Annotated in this window: 21 protein-coding genes; 20 read left to right on the forward strand and 1 reads right to left on the reverse strand. The window is 56.2% G+C overall.

The genetic code is table 11. From position 1 onward, the window contains the following. Window positions 1–28: 28 nt before the first annotated feature. From BN2154_RS03175 to BN2154_RS03200, 6 genes are all read left to right on the forward strand, one after another. Window positions 29–427 (forward strand): plasmid mobilization protein, encoded by a 399-nt coding sequence (locus tag BN2154_RS03175; protein ID WP_050617397.1) that lies wholly within the window; start codon window positions 29–31, stop codon window positions 425–427. Then, on the forward strand, window positions 399–2,021 hold the full coding sequence (locus BN2154_RS03180) for a relaxase/mobilization nuclease domain-containing protein (protein ID WP_050617398.1): 1,623 nt from the start codon (window positions 399–401) through the stop codon (window positions 2,019–2,021). The genes BN2154_RS03175 and BN2154_RS03180 overlap by 29 nt, the downstream gene beginning before the upstream one ends. A gap of 184 nt (window positions 2,022–2,205) precedes the next feature. After that, window positions 2,206–2,418, forward strand: coding sequence for a hypothetical protein (locus BN2154_RS03185; protein ID WP_005927784.1), 213 nt, complete (start codon window positions 2,206–2,208; stop codon window positions 2,416–2,418). Beyond that, the gene (locus BN2154_RS03190) at window positions 2,408–3,157 is read left to right on the forward strand and encodes a phage replisome organizer N-terminal domain-containing protein (RefSeq protein WP_002569235.1); all 750 of its coding nucleotides are present in this window, start codon (window positions 2,408–2,410) and stop codon (window positions 3,155–3,157) included. The genes BN2154_RS03185 and BN2154_RS03190 overlap by 11 nt, the downstream gene beginning before the upstream one ends. Beyond that, window positions 3,154–4,011, forward strand: a complete 858-nt coding sequence (locus BN2154_RS03195) for an ATP-binding protein (protein WP_050617399.1) — start codon at window positions 3,154–3,156, stop codon at window positions 4,009–4,011. The genes BN2154_RS03190 and BN2154_RS03195 overlap by 4 nt, the downstream gene beginning before the upstream one ends. Further along, window positions 4,008–4,205: a transposon-encoded TnpW family protein gene (locus BN2154_RS03200; RefSeq protein ID WP_025486305.1), complete on the forward strand. Its 198-nt coding sequence runs from the start codon at window positions 4,008–4,010 to the stop codon at window positions 4,203–4,205. The genes BN2154_RS03195 and BN2154_RS03200 overlap by 4 nt, the downstream gene beginning before the upstream one ends. A gap of 61 nt (window positions 4,206–4,266) precedes the next feature. Here BN2154_RS03200 and BN2154_RS03205 read toward each other — a convergent pair whose 3' ends face one another. After that, window positions 4,267–4,806, reverse strand: a complete 540-nt coding sequence (locus BN2154_RS03205) for a DUF3795 domain-containing protein (protein WP_025486303.1) — start codon at window positions 4,804–4,806, stop codon at window positions 4,267–4,269. Between the two features lie 213 nt (window positions 4,807–5,019). Between BN2154_RS03205 and BN2154_RS03210 the strand changes: the two genes are divergently transcribed. From BN2154_RS03210 to BN2154_RS03270, 14 genes are all read left to right on the forward strand, one after another. Continuing rightward, entirely contained in the window at window positions 5,020–6,630 is a 1,611-nt protein-coding gene (locus BN2154_RS03210; RefSeq protein ID WP_050617400.1) for a recombinase family protein, read from the forward strand. A 21-nt stretch (window positions 6,631–6,651) separates the two neighbouring features. After that, complete coding sequence (locus tag BN2154_RS16605; RefSeq protein ID WP_087216777.1) at window positions 6,652–6,819, forward strand: Maff2 family mobile element protein; 168 nt, start codon at window positions 6,652–6,654, stop codon at window positions 6,817–6,819. 79 nt (window positions 6,820–6,898) lie between these two features. Continuing rightward, a complete protein-coding gene (locus BN2154_RS03215; protein ID WP_050617401.1) occupies window positions 6,899–7,753 on the forward strand; it encodes a VirB6/TrbL-like conjugal transfer protein, CD1112 family in 855 nt (284 codons plus the stop codon). A gap of 15 nt (window positions 7,754–7,768) precedes the next feature. Continuing rightward, window positions 7,769–8,155, forward strand: coding sequence for a PrgI family protein (locus BN2154_RS03220; protein WP_050617402.1), 387 nt, complete (start codon window positions 7,769–7,771; stop codon window positions 8,153–8,155). Beyond that, window positions 8,121–10,523 carry a VirB4-like conjugal transfer ATPase, CD1110 family gene (locus BN2154_RS03225; protein WP_050617403.1) on the forward strand — a complete coding sequence of 801 codons (2,403 nt, stop codon included), beginning with the start codon at window positions 8,121–8,123 and terminating at the stop codon, window positions 10,521–10,523. Before BN2154_RS03220 ends, BN2154_RS03225 begins: the two co-directional genes overlap by 35 nt. 4 nt (window positions 10,524–10,527) lie before the next feature. After that, window positions 10,528–10,851, forward strand: coding sequence for a hypothetical protein (locus BN2154_RS03230; protein WP_050617404.1), 324 nt, complete (start codon window positions 10,528–10,530; stop codon window positions 10,849–10,851). Continuing rightward, window positions 10,844–11,869 carry a DNA (cytosine-5-)-methyltransferase gene (gene dcm, locus BN2154_RS03235; RefSeq protein WP_050617405.1) on the forward strand — a complete coding sequence of 342 codons (1,026 nt, stop codon included), beginning with the start codon at window positions 10,844–10,846 and terminating at the stop codon, window positions 11,867–11,869. Before BN2154_RS03230 ends, dcm begins: the two co-directional genes overlap by 8 nt. Then, window positions 11,866–13,755 (forward strand): C40 family peptidase, encoded by a 1,890-nt coding sequence (locus BN2154_RS03240; protein WP_050617406.1) that lies wholly within the window; start codon window positions 11,866–11,868, stop codon window positions 13,753–13,755. The genes dcm and BN2154_RS03240 overlap by 4 nt, the downstream gene beginning before the upstream one ends. Before the next feature lie 15 nt (window positions 13,756–13,770). Then, on the forward strand, window positions 13,771–14,511 hold the full coding sequence (locus BN2154_RS03245; RefSeq protein WP_050617407.1) for an adenine nucleotide alpha hydrolase family protein: 741 nt from the start codon (window positions 13,771–13,773) through the stop codon (window positions 14,509–14,511). Continuing rightward, a complete protein-coding gene (locus tag BN2154_RS03250) occupies window positions 14,498–14,788 on the forward strand; it encodes a DUF4315 family protein (RefSeq protein ID WP_050617408.1) in 291 nt (96 codons plus the stop codon). Before BN2154_RS03245 ends, BN2154_RS03250 begins: the two co-directional genes overlap by 14 nt. Then, entirely contained in the window at window positions 14,778–15,512 is a 735-nt protein-coding gene (locus BN2154_RS03255; protein ID WP_050617409.1) for a DUF4366 domain-containing protein, read from the forward strand. Before BN2154_RS03250 ends, BN2154_RS03255 begins: the two co-directional genes overlap by 11 nt. Further along, window positions 15,509–17,578, forward strand: a complete 2,070-nt coding sequence (locus BN2154_RS03260) for a DNA topoisomerase 3 (protein ID WP_050617410.1) — start codon at window positions 15,509–15,511, stop codon at window positions 17,576–17,578. Before BN2154_RS03255 ends, BN2154_RS03260 begins: the two co-directional genes overlap by 4 nt. Before the next feature lie 97 nt (window positions 17,579–17,675). Next, window positions 17,676–17,999, forward strand: coding sequence for a DUF3795 domain-containing protein (locus BN2154_RS03265; protein WP_368013983.1), 324 nt, complete (start codon window positions 17,676–17,678; stop codon window positions 17,997–17,999). Window positions 18,000–18,099: 100 nt separating this feature from the next. Next, a complete protein-coding gene (locus BN2154_RS03270; protein ID WP_195892301.1) occupies window positions 18,100–18,636 on the forward strand; it encodes a hypothetical protein in 537 nt (178 codons plus the stop codon). Window positions 18,637–18,644 lie beyond the last annotated feature (8 nt).

Genomic DNA, 18,644 nt, shown 5'->3' on the forward strand with positions numbered 1-18,644 from the left:
ATGCGGCAGCCGAAAGGAGGTTTTTACCATGCGAAAACGATATAACACGCCGCACCGCAGCCGGGTAGTCAAAACACGCATGACCGAGGAAGAATACGCCGAGTTTGCGGAAAGGCTTTCTGCCTATAACATGAGCCAAGCCGAGTTTATCCGGCAAGCTATAACCGGGGCAGCCATACGCCCTGTTATCCATGTGTCGGCAGTCAGTGACGAGCTGCTTGCCGCTGTCGGGAAGCTGACCGCCGAATACGGCAGGATCGGCGGCAACTTAAACCAGATAGCCCGGACGCTGAACGAGTGGCACAGCCCCTACCCGCAGCTTGCCGGGGAGGTACGGGCGGCGGTTTCCGACCTTGCTGCCCTAAAGTTTGAAGTCTTGCAGAAAGTGGGTGACGCTGTTGGCAACATTCAAACATATCAGCTCTAAAAATGCCGACTATGGCGCAGCGGAAGCCTACCTCACATTTGAGCATGACGAGTTTACCATGAAGCCCACCCTTGATGAAAACGGGCGGCTGATACCGAGGGAGGATTACCGCATTTCTTCCCTTAACTGCGGGGGCGAGGATTTCGCCGTTGCCTGTATGCGGGCGAATCTCCGCTATGAGAAAAACCAAAAACGGGAAGATGTGAAAAGCCACCACTATATCATCAGCTTTGACCCACGGGACGGGACAGATAACGGATTGACCGTAGACTGGGCGCAGGAGCTGGGCGAGCAGTTCTGCAAGGCACATTTCCCCGGACACCAAGCCCTTGTATGCACCCACCCGGACGGGCATAACCACAGCGGCAATATCCATGTGCATATCGTCATCAACTCCCTGCGGATTTATGAAGTCCCGCTTCTGCCCTACATGGACAGACCAGCCGACACAGGGGAGGGCTGCAAGCACCGCTGCACCAACGCCGCTATGGAATATTTCAAGAGTGAAGTCATGGAGATGTGCCACCGGGAGGGGCTTTATCAAATCGACCTCTTGAACGGCAGCAAGGAACGGATAACGGAACGGGAATACTGGGCGGCAAAGAAAGGGCAGCTTGCCCTTGATAAAGAGAACGCCGCCAGAGAAGCCGCCGGACAGCCGACCAAGCCCACCAAGTTTGAAACGGACAAGGCGAAGCTGCGCCGGACGATACGGCAGTCACTTTCCCAAGCCGCCAGCTTTGACGAGTTTTCTTCCCTTTTGCTGCGGGGGGGTGTGACCGTCAAGGAGAGCCGAGGGCGGCTTTCCTACCTCACGCCGGACAGGACAAAGCCTATCACAGCCCGGAAGCTGGGGGACGATTTTGACAAAGCTGCTGTCCTTGCCCTGCTCACGCAGAACGCCCACAGAGCCGCCGAACAGACCAAAGCCATACCCGAATACCCTGCCGCAGTTAAAAAGCCGTCACAAGGGGAAAAAACCACAAAAACCACCCCGGCAGACAACACCTTGCAGCGCATGGTTGACCGGGAAGCCAAGCGAGCCGAGGGCAAGGGCGTGGGCTATGACCGCTGGGCGGCAAAGCACAACCTAAAGCAAATGGCAGCTACCGTTACCGCCTACCAGCAGTACGGCTTTTCTTCCCCGGAGGAACTGGACGAAGCCTGTTCTGCCGCCTATGCCGCCATGCAGGAAAGCCTTACAGAGCTGAAGCAGGTGGAAAAGACGCTGAACGGAAAAAAGGAGCTGCAACGGCAGGTGCTTGCCTATTCCAAGACCCGCCCTGTCCGGGACGGGCTGAAACAGCAGAAAAACGCCAAAGCAAAAGCAGCCTACCGTCAGAAGCACGAAAGCGACTTTATCATAGCAGACGCAGCCGCCCACTATTTCAGGGAGAACGGCATTTCCAAGCTGCCGAGCTATAAAACCCTGCAAGCAGAGATTGAAAGCCTTATCAAAGAGAAAAACAGCGGCTACAACGATTACCGGGCAAAACGGGAGGAATACCGCCGCTTACAGACGGTCAAAGGCAATATCGACCAGATTTTACGCCGGGAGCGCAAGCCTGTGAAAAGGCAGGAACAGGAGCGATAAAAACCACCCCAAAATGTACCCGAACCCATACAGAACAAGGGGGCTGCCCCGTACCCTATCCGCAATACCAAAGGATTTTTTAACGGGCTTACAGGGCAGAAAAACCCCGAAAATGATACCGAGATGATACAGAATTACCGCCGATACCGCCACACCAGCGGAAACGGCAGAAAGGAGCGCACCCATGCCAAGAATGAGCAAGAAACGGCGGCTGGAATGGTCTTTTTTCCTGCGGCAAGTGAAAGTCGGGAATACCACCTGCGACCGTATCACATACAACGACCTCTGCCGGGGCTGTACCCATAGCTGCAAGCAGAGCTTCCGGGCGGTTATCATACTCTGCCCCCGCTACTACTCCAAACGCCGGAAAAAGGAGGACAGGGACAATGGCAGATAACCGCAAGTATTACTACCTCAAGCTGAAAGAGAACTTTTTTGACAGCGACTCCATTGTGCTGCTGGAAGATATGAAAGACGGGATTTTATATTCCAATATTCTCTTGAAACTGTACTTAAAATCGCTGAAAAACGGCGGGAAGTTGCAGCTTGACGAGCATATCCCCTACACAGCACAGATGATAGCGACACTGACCCGCCACCAGATAGGGACGGTTGAGAGAGCTTTGGAGATTTTCCGGCAGTTGGGGCTTGTGGAGCAGCTTGACAGCGGGGCTTTCTATATGACCGACATTGAGCTGATGATAGGACAATCCTCTACCGAAGCCGAGAGAAAACGGGCTGCAAGGCTGGAAAACAAGGCACTTTTACCGCCCCGGACAAAAGGCGGACATTTGTCCGACATTCGTCCACCAGAGATAGAGATAGAGTTAGAGAAAGAGATAGAGATAGAAAAAGAGAGAGAGGGAGAAACGGGACACCCCGCCCCCGCCGCTTATGGCAGATACAACAATGTGATACTGACCGATACGGAGCTTTCCGGGCTGAAAACAGAGCTGCCCGACAAGTGGGAGTATTATATTGACCGGCTTTCCTGCCATATCGCTTCCACCGGAAAGCAGTACCATAGCCATGCAGCCACCATTTACAAGTGGGCGCAGGAGGACGCTGCCAAAGGCAAGGCTGCCCCGAAACAGGGCATACCCGATTATTCATGCAAGGAGGGCGAGAGCTTATGAAAAACGAGATTGAAGCTATGATTACGGACATTACAACCACTACCGCCGAAGCGGAGGACTACACAGGCGAGGACGGGCTTTTATACTGCGGCAAGTGCCATACGCCAAAAGAAGCCTACTTTTCAAAAGAAACCGCCCAATGGTTAGGGCATGACCGACACCCGGCAGAGTGCGACTGCCAGCGGGCAGCCCGTGAAAAACGGGAAGCCGCTGAAAGCAGACAGAAGCACCTTGAAAAAGTGGAGGACTTGAAACGCCGGGGCTTTACCGACCCTGCTATGCGGAACTGGACATTTGAGCATGACAACGGCAGAAACCCGCAGACCGAAACCGCCCGCTTTTATGTGGAGAGCTGGGAAACCATGCAGGCTGAAAATATCGGCTACCTGTTTTGGGGTGGCGTGGGGACAGGAAAAAGCTACCTTGCCGCCTGTATCGCCAACGCCCTTATGGAAAAAGAGGTTGCCGTTCGCATGACAAACTTTGCAACGATACTCAATGACCTTGCCGCCAGCTTTGAGAGCAGGAACGAATATATTTCCCGCATTTGCAGCTACCCCCTGCTGATACTTGATGATTTCGGTATGGAGCGAGGGACAGAATACGGGCTGGAACAGGTTTACAGCGTGATTGACAGCCGTTACCGAAGCGGCAAGCCGCTGATCGCCACGACCAACCTCACGCTGGAGGAATTGCAGCACCCGCAGGACACGCCCCACGCCCGTATCTATGACAGGCTGACTTCCATGTGCGCCCCCGTCCGCTTCACGGGCAGCAACTTCCGAAAGGAAACCGCACAGGAAAAGCTGGAACGCTTAAAGCAACTGATGAAGCAGCGAAAGGAGAGCCTATGACAGAAACGAAACAGACAAGCACCACCAAAACAGACCGCCGCCCGGACTGTGTGACGGAAATCCGCATGGGCAACTCCGTCCTTACCGTTTCCGGCTTCTTCAAGCAGGGCGCAACCGACACCGCAGCCGACAAGATGATGAAAGTGCTGGAAGCGGAAACTGCTGCCGGACATACGCCACCGTTCAGCGCATAAGTGATGACATGGAAAAGCGGTCACGCCGGGGAGCATGACCGCTGGAATATCAGTAACAACTTTATTTTTTCCGAAGTTTCAACTCAATGCCTTTTGGAACAGCTATATCCTGCAACAGTTTTGCGATAACAGAAGCCTGTTCTTTCTTCCCCATACTTTGAAAATCCTTATCGGATTTAACTGTTTGCAAGATATTTTCAATTTCTTTAATCGTTAAGAGATTGACTGCAACACAGAATAGATTTTTTCTGCGCCCGTCATTATAGTGTGACAAGAGGAAATCCAATAATTTGCGCTTTTCTTCCTGTTCAGCATTATAGGCGGGAATCCCTATCTGGCTGGCTTTTTCCATGTCATTCATTTGATTATGATGAGTTATAAAAGAATCAAAATCATCTATATGAGCGTATTTGTCACAAGGGAAGCTGGTACACTGAAAGCAATATTCGATTTTCCCATGTTCAATACTGCACTTTGCGATTTTACAACTTTGATTATCAACGCCGCAACCGGAACAATGCCCTGCCAAATTCATAGGACATAATTTACAATTTAGACCACAAAGAGAAAGGTACTGATTGTTACGGACAAACCCTTTCATTGTCACACCCCCTTGTATTGATTAGCTCCATTTTACCATAAGAACAAGAGTTTTTCTACTATGCAATCCCAATCATCTGCTACACAAAAAACGGCGATTTGACCGACCATAAAGAAGCAGATTTGACGCTTTTGCCGCTATACAGACAGCCACCCCATGTGGTACAATCAAGGTACGGAATAGTGGGGCTGGCTGTCGGAAACGGAGGATTTTATGTTAAGACAGACCAACCAACAACCAATTACCGCCCTTTACCCAAGACTTTCCCATGAGGACGAGCTGCAAGGCGAGAGCAATTCCATTTCCAATCAGAAGCGTATCCTTGAAACCTATGCAAAGCAGAACGGCTTTTCCAATCTGCGCTGGTACACGGACGACGGTTATTCTGGTGCGAACTTTCAAAGACCCGGTTTCCAAGCCATGCTTGCGGACATTGAAGCCGGAAAAGTCGGGACAGTTATCGTAAAGGATATGTCGAGGTTAGGGCGAAACTACCTGCAAGTGGGAATGTATACGGAAATGATTTTCCCACAGAAAGGTGTCCGCTTCATCGCTATCAATGACGGAGTGGACAGCGCACAGGGCGACAATGATTTTGCCCCGCTGCGGAATATCTTTAACGAATGGCTGGTGAGAGATACGAGCAAGAAAATCAAAGCAGTAAAACGCTCAAAAGGCATGAGTGGCAAGCCCATCACAAGCAAGCCTGTGTATGGCTACCTCATGGACGAGGACGAAAATTTCATTATTGACGAGGAAGCTGCACCCGTAGTCAAGCAGATATACAACCTCTGCCTTGCCGGGAATGGTCCGACCAAGATAGCCCGTATGCTCACAGAGCAGCAGATCCCCACGCCGGGGACGCTGGAATACCGCAGGACGGGCAGCACCCGCCGCTACCACCCCGGCTATGAGTGCAAGTGGGCGACCAATACCGTTGTGCATATCCTTGAAAACCGGGAATACACAGGCTGTCTGGTAAATTTCAAGACAGAAAAGCTCTCTTACAAAGTCAAGCACAGCGTAGAAAATCCCCCGGAGAAGCAAGTGATTTTCGAGAACCACCACGAGCCTATCATAGACACCCAGACATGGGAACGGGTGCAGGAACTTCGCAAGCAGCGCAAACGCCCCAACCGCTATGATGAAGTGGGTTTGTTCTCCGGCATACTGTTCTGTGCGGACTGCGGCAGCGTCATGTACCAGCAGCGATACCAGACGGACAAGCGCAAGCAGGACTGTTATATCTGCGGCAACTACAAGAAACGCACCCATGACTGTACGGCGCACTTTATCCGCACCGACCTCTTGACCGCTGGTGTACTCTCCAATCTGCGGAAAGTGACAAGCTATGCGGCAAAGCATGAAGCCCGGTTTATGAAGCTCTTAATTGAGCAGAACGAGGACGGGGGCAAACGCAGGAACGCCGCCAAGAAAAAGGAACTGGAAGCCGCCGAGAAACGCATAGCCGAGTTATCCGCTATCTTCAAGCGGCTGTATGAGGACAGCGTGACCGGGCGCATATCAGACGAGCGTTTCACAGAGCTGTCGGCAGACTATGAAGCAGAACAACGGGAGCTGAAAGAAAGAGCCGCCGCTATCCAAGCGGAGCTTTCCAAAGCACAGGAAGCCACTGTGAACGCAGAAAAGTTTATGAATGTTGTCCGGCGGCATACCAGCTTTGAAGAACTTACCCCTACTCTGTTGCGGGAGTTTGTAGAGAAAATCGTTGTACATGAGTGCAGCTATGACGAGAACAAGACCCGCAGACAGGACATTGAGATTTATTATTCTTTTGTTGGCAAGGTGGACTTGCCCGAATAAACGCCCGACCTATCCGACACAATGCGCAAGTGCCGGATAGGAACGGCAAAATTTTTTACACTTCTATTACTTCTTTATCGCACATCAGCAAAGAGCCAGGGCATCAAGCAGCTTATGGCGGGCGGCGGCGTTGCCCTCATCGGCATCACCCTGATCCCCCTGCTGTCCGGTCTGCTGTCCACCACCTGATGTTTCTCCAAACCCGGCGGGGGCTTTCGTTTCATAGCGGGAGCCCCCGCAAAGGAGGTGATCTCCCTTGATATTGGATATGATCCAGGAGTGGTTCAAGGAACTGCTCATTGATGGTATCATTTCAAACCTGACCGGGATGTTTGATACCCTGAACACAAAGGTGGGCGAGATTGCCGGAGAGGTCGGCATGACGCCCGCCGCCTGGAACAGCAGCATCTTCAACATGATCCGCAATCTCTCGGAGACGGTGATCGTCCCCATCGCAGGCATCATCCTCACCTTCGTCATGTGCTACGAGCTGATCCAGCTCATCATCGAGAAGAACAACCTCCACGACTTCGACACATGGATTTTCTTCAAGTGGATTTTCAAGACCTTCTGTGCAGTGCTGATCGTCACCAACACCTGGAACATCGTCATGGCGGTGTTCGATGTGGCGCAGAATGTGGTCAGCCAGTCGGCGGGGGTCATCATCTCGGACGCGGGTATCGACATCTCCGGCGTAGTGGGCGATCTGGAGACCCAGCTTGCCGACTGGAGCGTGGGCGCCCTGCTGGGGTTGTGGTTCCAGAGCGTGTTTGTGGGGCTGTGTACGCAGATTCTTTCCATCTGCATCTTCCTGGTGATCTACGGCAGAATGATAGAGGTGTATCTGGTGACCTCCATTGGACCGATTCCCTTTGCCACGATGGTCAACCGGGAATGGGGCTCCACAGGGCAGAACTATCTTCGCTCTTTGCTGGCCCTGGGCTTCCAGGCCTTCCTCATTATGATCTGCGTGGGCATCTATGCTGTGCTGGTGGAGGGCATCTCTACATCCGGCGACAACATATCCGCGGCCATCTGGGGCTGTATGGGCTATACGGTCCTGCTGTGCTACACCCTGTTCAAGACCGGCAGCCTGGCAAAATCTCTGTTCGGCGCCCACTAAAGGAGGTGTGAAACATTGGCTTATGTAACGATCCCGAAGGACCTGAGCCGGATACAGAGCAAGGTCCTGTTCGGGCTGACCAAACGACAAGTGATCTGTTTCGGAGCGGCGGCGCTGATAGGCGTGCCGCTTTTCTTTTTGGCAAAGGCGAGCCTGGGGACCACCACGGCGGCGCTGTGCATGATTCTGGTGATGCTGCCCTTCTTCCTGTTCGCCATGTACGAGAAGAACGGACAGCCGCTGGAAGTATTCCTGGGCCATTTGATCCAGAACAAATTCATCCGGCCGAAGGTGCGCATCTACCGGACCAACAATCTCTATTCCGCCCTGGTGCGGCAATCCCAACTGGAACAGGAGGTGAAGCGGATTGCGAGAAAAGGCAGAAAGACCGGCAAAGCGTAAGCTTACCCGTGCCGAGCGCAAGCAGATCGAGGCGGTGATCCGGCAGGCAAAGGGCGACGGGAAAGCCCACACCGTGCAGGACAGCATCCCGTTTCAGAATATGTTCCCCGACGGCCTGTGCAGGCTGGAGGGCGGGACTTTCTCCAAAACCATCGCCTTTGAGGACGTGAATTACCGTCTGGCGGGGCCGGAGGATCAGCGGAGCATCTTTGAAAGCCTCTGCGACTTCTACAACGGCTACGACCCCTCCATCGGCGTCCAGGTCACTTTGGACAGCCGCAGCGGAGGCAGCGCCGCCGATGAAATGTTCGGCATCACCAGACAGGGCAACGACCTGGACCCCATCCGGGACGAGGCGGTGGACATCCTGCGGATGCAGTACAAGCGGGGCAACAACGGCTATGTGAAAACCAAGTATGTCACCCTGACCATCGAGGCGGAGAACCTTCCCGCGGCACGGGCACGGTTTGCCCGCATTGAGACCGACACCCTCAACCGCTTCAAGGTCATGGGGGCGGCGGCTCATGTGCTGGACGGAAAGGAACGGCTGGAGCTGCTTTACAACATCCTCCACCCGGAGGGAGGACAGTTCACCTTTGAATGGGACTGGCTCCCAGCCAGCGGCCTTTCGGTGAAGGACTTCATCTCTCCGTCCTCCTTCCACTTCGGGGAGACCCGCACCTTCCGCATAGGAAAGCGGTACGGGGCGGTGTCCTTCCTGCAAATTCTGGCGCCGGAGATGCACGACCGCATCCTCACCGATTTCATGGAGGCGGACGGGAATATCATGGTGACCATGCACATTCGGGGCATCAACCAGAACGAGGCCATCAAAATGGTCAAGCGGAAGATCACCGACCTGGACGCCATGAAGATACAGGAACAGAAGCGGGCGGTGCGCAGCGGCTACGATATGGACATTCTTCCTTCCGACCTCTCCACCTACGGCGGCGCGGCGAAGGACCTTCTCACCGACCTGCAATCCCGGAACGAGAGAATGTTCAATATGACTTTCTTGGTGCTGCACACGGCGGAGACCCGGCAAAAGCTGGAGATCGCCGTGTCCCAGGCGGCCAGCGTCGCCCAGACCTATAACTGCCTTCTGACCCGGCTGGATTTCCAGCAGGAGGATGGGCTGATGTCCTCTTTGCCCCTGGGCCTCAACCGCATCAAGATCGAACGGAGCCTGACTACTTCGGCCCTGGCGGTGTTCGTCCCCTTCGTCACCCAGGAGGTGTTCATGGGTGGCGACGCCATGTACTACGGTCTCAACGCTCTCTCCAACAACATGATCCTGTTGGACCGCAAGCAATCCCGTTGTCCCAACGGTCTCGTGTTCGGCACACCGGGCAGCGGCAAGTCCATGAGCTGCAAGCGGGAAATCACCTTTATCATGCTGATGACCCAGGACAATGTCATCATCTGCGACCCGGAGGACGAGTATTCGCCCCTGGTGAAGCGGATGGGCGGTCAGGTGATCCGGCTGTCCCCGTCCAGCACCGACTATGTGAACCCCCTGGACATCAATCTCAACTACTCCGAGGAAGAAAACCCGCTGGCGCTGAAAAGCGACTTCGTGCTGTCCTTCTGCGAACTCATTATGGGCAGCAAGACCGGCCTAGAGGCCATCGAGAAAACCGTCATCGACCGGGCGGTGCAGATGATCTACCAGCCCTACTTTGCTGACCCCCGGCCGGAGAATATGCCGATTTTGGGCGACCTGATGAACGCCCTGCTGTCCCAGCACATCCCAGAGGCTGACCGGGTGGCCCAGGCATTGGACCTCTATGTGAACGGTTCGCTGAACTTCTTCAACCACCGCACCACCGTGGACATCTCCAACCGCCTGGTCTGCTTTGACATCAAGGGCCTGGGCAAGAACCTGAAAAAGCCCGGTATGCTCATTGTCCAGGACGCGGTGTGGAATACCGTCACCATCAACCGGGCGATTGGACGGTCTACCTGGTATTTCGTGGACGAGTTCCACCTTCTGCTGAAGGAGGAACAGACTGCGGCGTACAGCGCCGAGATTTGGAAGCGGTTCCGAAAATGGGGCGGTATCCCCACCGGGGCGACCCAGAATCCCAAAGACCTGCTTTCTTCCCCGGAGATCGAAAACATCCTGGAGAACAGCGACTTCATCTATATGCTTAACCAGGCGGCAGGCGACCGGAAGATACTGGCGGAGCGGCTGAACATTTCGTCGGAGCAGCTTGCCTATGTGACCAATTCCGAGCCGGGCCACGGGCTGCTGTTTTTCAACAATGTCATTTTGCCCTTTGCGGATGACTTCCCGAAGGATACCGAACTCTACAAACTGCTTACCACCAAGCCCAGCGAGGTGGAACATAAGGAAAGGATGGGATAAGGATATGGAACAGGAAAAGCTGTATGTCATCGAGGAAAAGACCTACGAGGCGCACATCGATGAGGAAGTCCATCTCTATGGGCTGCTGCACCAGCTGGCTTTCCTTGCTGGAAAGATTAAGGACCGCCGGGACATGGAGAACCTGATCGACACCGCCCGGCGGTACGGCGAGATCGCCGACCAGATGTTTGACCGCTGGAGCATCCCCGGCCGCTATCTGGTGTTCGGCGAAAAGGCCGACCTTGCCCGGCTGAAGGCCCTGGAGCTGTGCGAACTGGATGCCTTCTATGTGGACTGCGAGGATGACGAGGACCAGCCCCATGCCTGACCGCCTCACCCATGTCAGCCTCTTTTCCGGCATCGGCGGGCTGGACCTGGCAGCGGAGGCGGCGGGCTTTGAAACGGTCTGTCAGTGCGAGTGGGCGGACTATCCCTATTCCATCCTGCAAAAGCATTGGCCGGATGTGCCGAAGTTCCGGGACATCACCACATTCACGAAGGAGGCGTTTTTTGAGAAAACAGGACTTGAAACCATCACCATCCTCTCCGGCGGATTCCCGTGCCAGCCCTTCTCCACCGCAGGAAAACGGCGGGGCTTTGCGGATGAACGCTACCTGTGGCCGGAGATGTGCCGCGTTATTGCCGAACTGCGGCCCCATTGGGTGCTTGGGGAAAATGTTGCTGGCTTCATCAATATGGGGCTCGACAAAACGATTTTTGACCTGGCAAAAGCGGGATACGCTGTTCTCCCATTCGTATTTCCGGCTTGCGGCGTCGGCGCATGGCATGAGCGCCAGCGAACTTTTATCGTCGCGGCTGATGTTTCCCACACCCCTTGCCTCCGACAAATCCACGGGGCGGGATGCTGCCAACCTGGATGTGTTCCTGTCGGACAATGGGATATTCCGCAAACGGAACAAGGACGGGTCGATCTGGAGCCTCAGCCTATCGGCGGCGGTGTTCTACCTGACCCCGGCAGCATCGGAGGGCTACCGTTCCACCCTAAAACCGGCGGCCTTCCGGGACAAATCCCCGTCCTCCAACCTGTCGGCTCAGGTGATCCGGCAGGAGCAGCCCCTTTCCGAGAAGGCGGCGCTGAACCCGGACTGGGTGGAATGGCTTATGGGATTCCCCCCGAAATGGACGGACGCATCCTATGGCGTGCCGAACCCGAAGGAGTCCCCCGCATGACCGAGGACACCGACAACCGGGCGCTGCGGCTGAAAACCCTGGGGAACGCGGTCTGCCCGCCCCAGGCCTATCCCATTTTCCAGTACATCGCCATGATCGAAACCGGGGCGTGTGCCGACATCTACCCCTATGGAACAGGAGGTGACGCACCTTGAAAGAATGGAAAGCCCCCGAAAAGGAGGCGCAGAAGATGACCCGTGACGGGGCGGTAGACGTCAATCTGGTCACGGGCGAGACGACCTATCCCTCTGACCGGGAGCCGGAGCAGGACCATTCCGCATCCGGAGATACGGCGGGCGCCGCAGGAAAAGCGGCGGACCATGCGGAACTGCACCGGAAACAGGCAGCAGCCAAAAAGAAGCGCCGGAAACAGCGCAGGGCCTATCGGGAGGGCGAGGCGGCAGCGGGCCGCCCATCCTCCCGATTGCAGTTTTCCGAGTCAGACCAGGCCAAGCCGGAGCTGCAAGGGGCCATTCGCAAGTCGGACAAGGCGGCGGACCGGCTGGATGCCGCCAGAGACGCGATCCCCAATAAGAATCCGGGAAAGCCCCACGCCAATCCGCTGTCCCGCCCCATTCAGGAGGCAGGCGCAGCGATCCACGGCAAGGTCCAGGAGGTGGAGCAGGAAAATTCCGGCGTCCAGTCGGGCCACCTGGGGGAACGCAGCTTTGAGAAGGCTGTGGGCTACGGAAACCGCCGTGTTCAGAACTGGCGGGCGGAACGCAAGCTGAAACCCTGGCGGGACGCGGCAAAGGCGGAGCAGGCGGCGGTCAAGGCCAATGCGGATTTCTACTATCGGAAAGCCGTGGCGGAAAACCCCCAGCTTGCATCCAATCCCATCTCCCGTCTATGGCAGAAACGGAAGCTGCAAAAGCAATATGCGGCGGCATACCGGGCGGCGGGCAAGACCGCCCAGGCCGGGAAAACAGCGGAGGCCACGGCAAAGGCGGCCAAGAAAACCGCCCAGGAGTCCAAGCGCACCATTCTTTTTGTAAAGCGGCATTGGAAAGGCGCGCTGATCGTGGGCGGCATCGGCCTTGTGCTGGTGATGCTGCTGGGCTCCCTGCAATCCTGTTCCTCCATGTTCGGCGGCGGTGTTTCCAACATCATGGCATCTTCCTATCTCTCTGAGGATGCCGATATGCTGGCAGCGGAAGAAGCCTACTGCGCCAAAGAAGATGAATTGCGGGAGTACCTGGATACCTACGAGGCCACCCACGACTATGACGAGTATCACTTCGACCTGGATGAAATTGAGCACGACCCCTATGTGCTGGTTTCCATTCTGTCGGCTCTCCATGAAGGGGTGTTCACCATCGACCAAATACAGGGCGACCTTCAAACCCTCTTTGACAAGCAATACATCCTCACCGAAACTGTGACCACGGAAACCCGGTATCGGACGGAAACACGGACGGACAGCGAGGGCAACCCTTATACGGTCCAGGTGCCGTACACCTGGACCATCTGTACCGTCACGCTGGAAAACTTCGACCTCTCCCATGTGCCGGTCTACATGATGGGCGAGGAACAGCTTTCGCTCTACGCCACCTATATGTCCACCCTGGGCAACCGTCCCGACCTGTTTCCGTCCTCCGGGTATGTGAACAAGTACATCGACAACCCGCCCACCGCCTGGGAGATTCCCGCTGAATACTTGACGGACGAGCGGTTCAACACCCTCATTACCGAGGCGGAAAAATACCTGGGTTATCCCTATGTGTGGGGCGGCAGCAGTCCCAGCACTTCTTTCGATTGCAGCGGCTTTGTCAGTTATGTGCTGACCAACAGCGGCCTGTGCAATACCGGGCGGCTGGGCGCCCAGGGGCTCTACAACATTTCCACTCCGGTATCCGACCCTCAGCCCGGCGATCTGGTGTTCTTCGTGGGCACCTACGACACAACCGGCGTATCTCATGTAGGCATCTATGTGGGCGACGGGATGATGCTGCATTGCGGGGACCCCATCCAGTATTCCAACCTGAACACAAGTTACTGGCAGTCTCATTTCTACGCATACGGCAGACCGCCGTACAACTAATGGAGGTGATGAAGCATCAATATGGTTTCTTACGGGGGCGGCGCCAACAGCACCGCCCTTTTGATCGGGCTGCACCAGCACCGTATCCCGGTGGACCTGATCCTCTTTGCGGATACGGGGGCAGAGCATCCCCATACCTACGCCTATCTGGAGGTGATGGACCGCTGGCTGAAGGACCACGGGATGCCGCCCATTACCAGAGTGTATAAGACCACCCGTGACGGGAAACGGCTGACGCTGGAGGATGAATGTCTGCAAAGTTGCAGCCTTCCTTCCATCGCCTACGGCTTCAAGCGGTGTTCCTTGAAACACAAGATCGGGCCGCAGGAAAAGTTCTGCAACCACTACCTGCCATGCCGCCGAACCTGGGCGGCGGGCAAACGGGTGGTCAAGTTCATCGGTTACGACGCGGGCGAGGGCTACCGCAGCGACAAGGTTCTGCTGGGAGACCTGGCCGACCGAAAATACAGCAAGTGGTATCCCCTGATGGAATGGGGATGGACGCGGGACGATTGCATCCGGCAGATCGAGGCGGCAGGGCTGCCCCAGCCGGGAAAATCGTCCTGTTTTTTCTGCCCCAGCATGAAACCCGACGAGATCACCGCCCTGCGGGAGCAGCATCCCGATTTGTTCCGACGCGCCTTGGCGCTGGAGGACAACGCCCGGAAAAACCTGAAAACGGTCAAGGGCCTGGGGCGGAACTATTCCTGGAGAGAACGATTTGGAAAGGAGTTTTGCACACATGGCAACGGTTGAGAAAATCCGCAAAGACATCGAAAAGACGAAGGAGAAAATCTCCACCCAGCAGAAGCGCCTTCGGGAACTGGAGGCGCAGCTCACCGAGGAAGAAAACCTGGAGATCGTCCGCATGGTCAAGGCGGTACGCATGGACAACAAGGAGCTGACCGCCTTCCTGAAGGCTTACGCCAGCGGCCTTATCACCCTGCCCGACGGGATGATGGAGGCGGAAGCGGCGCCGGAGCCTGACGACGAGGATATGGAAGGAATGGAGGATGGCGAAGATGAAGCGTAACAGAATTTTTCGCCTTCTGGCGTCCCTGACGGCGGTGGTTCTGTGCATGACCGCCTTCTCCGTCACCGCTTTTGCGGGTGGTGGGGATGGCGACTACTACACCGGGGAGTCCGCCGAGACGACCCCGGAACCCACCGAAGAACCCGCCACCGGAGGCATGGAGCCGGAGGGGCAGCCCCTGACCCTGGAGGGCAACGCCACGCTGGTGGACGACTATTACGGCGACAAGCAGCTTATCACCGTGACCACAAAAGCGGGCAACTATTTTTACATCCTGATCGACCGGGCCAACGAGGACAAGGAGACCGCCGTTCACTTCTTGAACCAGGTGGATGAAGCCGACCTGATGGCGTTGATGGAAGATGGACAGACGGAAGAAACGCCTGCGGCTTGTACCTGCGCCGAGAAATGCCAGGCCGGTGCGGTGAATACCGCCTGTCCGGTCTGCGCGGTGAATATGAGCGAGTGCGCCGGGAAAGCGCCGGAGGTGGAGCCGGAGTCTGAACCGGAGCCGGAGAAGGAGTCCGGCAGCAGCGGCGGCGCCCTGGTGCTGATCCTGCTGCTGGCGGTCTTGGGAGGCGGCGGAGCCTTCGCCTACATCAAGTTCATCAAGCCCAAGCAGGGCGCAAAGGTCAGCGCCGACCCGGACGACTATGAGTTCGAGGACGAGGAATACGAAAACGAGGACGTTCCTGAACAGGGAGAACAGGAGGACCAGAATTGAGCAAATTGGTAATCTGCGAAAAACCGAGCGTAGCAAAGAGTATCGCGTCGGCCCTGGGTGTCACATCCAGGGCCGACGGCTATTTTGAGGGCGGCGGCTGGCTCATTTCCTGGTGCATCGGGCATCTGGTGGGACTGGCGGACGCGGCCGCCTACGATGACCGTTACAAGAAGTGGCGGTACGAGGACCTTCCCATCCTGCCCAACCCCTTCCGCTATGTGGTGTCCGAGGAAAAGGCCACCCAGTTCCACATCCTCTGTTCCTTGATGGAGCGCCCCGATGTGACGGAACTGGTCAACGCCTGCGACGCGGGGCGCGAGGGTGAGCTGATTTTCCGGCTGGTCTATAAGGCCGCCGGATGCACCAAACCCTTCTCACGCCTCTGGATTTCTTCGATGGAGGACGCGGCGATCCGGGAGGGCTTTGCCGATCTGCGCCCCGGCGCGGACTACGATCCTCTGTATAAGTCGGCGCTTTGCCGTCAAAAGGCGGACTGGCTTATCGGTATCAATGCGAGCCGCCTGTTCTCCGTCCTCTACCACCGCACCCTGAATGTGGGGCGGGTGCAGACGCCCACCCTGGCGATGCTGGCAGACCGAGACAGCAAGATCGTCCTGTTCCGCAAAGAGAAATACCATCATGTACGCCTGGCGATGGATGGAGCCGAGGCGGTTTCTGAAAAAATCCCGGCTATGGAGGACGCCCAGACCATCCGGGACGCCTGCGATGGTAAAAAAGCAACCTGTGTATCCGTGGTGCGGGAGAAAAAGACAGAAAAGCCGCCCAAGCTGTACGACCTGACCACCTTGCAGCGGGAGGCAAACCGGGTGTTCGGCTACACGGCCAAGCAAACCCTGGACTACGCCCAATCGCTCTATGAAAAGAAGCTGCTGACCTATCCTCGTACGGACAGCCGGTATCTGACCGGCGACATGGCGGAGACCGCCTCCGTGGTCCTGCATCTGGCGGCGCGGGTGCCGCCCTTCGACGCCTGCCCGGAGTTTTTCCCCGATGTTCTGGCGCTGGTGAACAACAAGGAGGTATCCGATCACCATGCCCTGATTCCCACCCTGGAGCTGGAAAAGGCGGATGTGCCTGCGCTGCCTGTGGGCGAGCGAAATATCCTCCTGTTGGTCTGCTGCAAGCTACTGTGTACGGCGGCGGAGCCTTTCGTGTATGAAGCGGTCACGGCCACCTTTGATTGCGGCGGACATACCTTCACGGCAAAAGGAAAGCAAGTGCTTTCCCAGGGCTGGAGGGCTATCCAGGAGGTGTTCCGTTCCTCCCTGAAGGAGAAGCCGGAGGATGAAGATGCCGAGCATGACCTTCCGGTCTTGACCGAGGGGCAGGTCTTTGAGCCGGTCTCTGCCTCCGTCACCGAGCACTTCACTTCGCCCCCCAAGCCCTACACGGAGGACACCCTTCTGTCGGCCATGGAGAACGCGGGTAAGGAGGACATCCCGGAGGACGCAGAACGGCGCGGCCTGGGCACCCCGGCGACTAGGGCGGCCATCATCGAAAAGCTAGTGTCCGGCGGGTTCGTGGAGCGCAAGGGCAAGAATCTGATCCCCACAAAGGCAGGTGTCAACTTGGTCACGGTGCTGCCGGAGCTGCTGACCTCTCCCAAGCTCACAGCGGATTGGGAGCAGCGGTTGAACGAGGTGGCAAAGGGCCAGGCATCGCCGGAGGACTTCATGGACGGGATCGAGGCAATGGCGGCGGAGTTGGTGAAGAAATACTCCCACATTTCCGAGGATGGGCAAAAGCTGTTCCAGCCGGAGAAGAAAACGGTGGGCCTCTGCCCCCGCTGCGGCAAGCCGGTTTATGAGGGCAAGAAGAACTTCGCCTGCTCGGACCGCGCCTGCCAGTTTGTCATGTGGAAGAATAACAGCTTTTTTGAGCAGCGCGGGAAGGTTTTTACTTCCAAAATCGCCGCCGCATTGCTCAAAGACGGAAAGGTAAAGGTCAAAGGGCTGCGCTCCCTGCGTACCGGAAAAACCTATGACGGGACAATCGTTCTGGCCGACACTGGCGGGAAGTATGTGAATTACCGCATCGAGAAATAAGCATTGTGTCGTTCTTCCTTCACGGCTCTATCCAAGAGTAATGGATTGCTGTATAATAAGATTAAAATCTTTCAGGAGGTAAATAGCCGTGAGGGATATGATCGCATACTGTGGGCTGGACTGTGAAAAGTGCAACGCTTATCTTGCAACGATCAACGACGATCAGGCATTGCGCGAGAAAACTGCGAAACTATGGTCTGAATTAAATCATGCGCCCATTCTGCCGGAGCACATCAACTGTCAAGGCTGCCGCGTGGATGGGCTAAAAACGGTGTATTGTGAAAGCCTTTGCGGTATTCGCCAATGCGCCCTGCAAAAAGGCGTGACGACCTGCGGCGACTGTTCTGAATTGGAAAGTTGCCAGACAGTCGGCGCAATTCTTTCCAATAATCCCGCTGCGCTGGAGAACCTGAAGGGATAAGACTACATACCACAACAAAATAGTAGCCGCCGGTGACGGCACCAAGCAGGAAACCTTTCCGGGTTTCCTGCTTTTCTTTTCCCCATTTTCAGAAAGGATGATGTCTTTGAGCAAAACCGAAACCAATTTCATGGAGTATTTGAAACCGCTGCTCCCCGCAGGCGGTGACGCAAGCGAGCTGGAGGCAGCGGCCCAGGCGCTTGCCGGACTTTCCCCGGAGGACCGTGATCTCCTGGCCGCTGTCCAGGAGTCGCCCTATCGTCTGACCACCCTGGAGCAGTTCCGGGAGTTCCCCGCCAACACCGAGTATTTTGTCCTGGAGCCCAGCATCCGCAAGGTGGAGGATGTGGGCTGGCGCTATCTGGCGCAGCATTTGGATGTCCTTCTGCCCCTGGAGCTGCTGGACGCCATTGATCCCGTTCCCTTCGGCAACCATGCCATGCGGGAGGAACAGGGGTGCTTCACCAGTAGAGGCTATCTCACCCTCTCCGGCGACGAGTGGGAGCATGAGCGCCGCAGGGAGAGGCAGACGGAGAAAAAGCCCTCCATCAAGGAACGGCTGGAACAGAGCCGGAAAGAATGTGCCAATCAGAGCAAGGCGCAGACCCATCGGGAAAAGCCTGCGCCGGAGCGATAAGGAGGTGT

It is taken from the genome of Intestinimonas massiliensis (ex Afouda et al. 2020), assembly GCF_001244995.1.
GTDB classification, from domain to species: Bacteria; Bacillota; Clostridia; order Oscillospirales; family Oscillospiraceae; genus Intestinimonas; species Intestinimonas massiliensis.

Coding starts and splice junctions, on each gene's coding strand:
- BN2154_RS16605 (WP_087216777.1), top strand. CDS start 6,652: ATGCGCAAGTGCCGGATAGGAACGGCAAAATTTTTTACACTTCTATTA.
- BN2154_RS03185 (WP_005927784.1), top strand. CDS start 2,206: ATGCCAAGAATGAGCAAGAAACGGCGGCTGGAATGGTCTTTTTTCCTG.
- dcm (WP_050617405.1), top strand. CDS start 10,844: ATGCCTGACCGCCTCACCCATGTCAGCCTCTTTTCCGGCATCGGCGGG.
- BN2154_RS03255 (WP_050617409.1), top strand. CDS start 14,778: ATGAAGCGTAACAGAATTTTTCGCCTTCTGGCGTCCCTGACGGCGGTG.
- BN2154_RS03250 (WP_050617408.1), top strand. CDS start 14,498: ATGGCAACGGTTGAGAAAATCCGCAAAGACATCGAAAAGACGAAGGAG.
- BN2154_RS03205 (WP_025486303.1), bottom strand. CDS start 4,806: ATGAAAGGGTTTGTCCGTAACAATCAGTACCTTTCTCTTTGTGGTCTA.
- BN2154_RS03190 (WP_002569235.1), top strand. CDS start 2,408: ATGGCAGATAACCGCAAGTATTACTACCTCAAGCTGAAAGAGAACTTT.
- BN2154_RS03230 (WP_050617404.1), top strand. CDS start 10,528: ATGGAACAGGAAAAGCTGTATGTCATCGAGGAAAAGACCTACGAGGCG.
- BN2154_RS03195 (WP_050617399.1), top strand. CDS start 3,154: ATGAAAAACGAGATTGAAGCTATGATTACGGACATTACAACCACTACC.
- BN2154_RS03200 (WP_025486305.1), top strand. CDS start 4,008: ATGACAGAAACGAAACAGACAAGCACCACCAAAACAGACCGCCGCCCG.
- BN2154_RS03175 (WP_050617397.1), top strand. CDS start 29: ATGCGAAAACGATATAACACGCCGCACCGCAGCCGGGTAGTCAAAACA.
- BN2154_RS03265 (WP_368013983.1), top strand. CDS start 17,676: ATGATCGCATACTGTGGGCTGGACTGTGAAAAGTGCAACGCTTATCTT.
- BN2154_RS03270 (WP_195892301.1), top strand. CDS start 18,100: ATGTCTTTGAGCAAAACCGAAACCAATTTCATGGAGTATTTGAAACCG.
- BN2154_RS03215 (WP_050617401.1), top strand. CDS start 6,899: ATGATCCAGGAGTGGTTCAAGGAACTGCTCATTGATGGTATCATTTCA.
- BN2154_RS03210 (WP_050617400.1), top strand. CDS start 5,020: ATGTTAAGACAGACCAACCAACAACCAATTACCGCCCTTTACCCAAGA.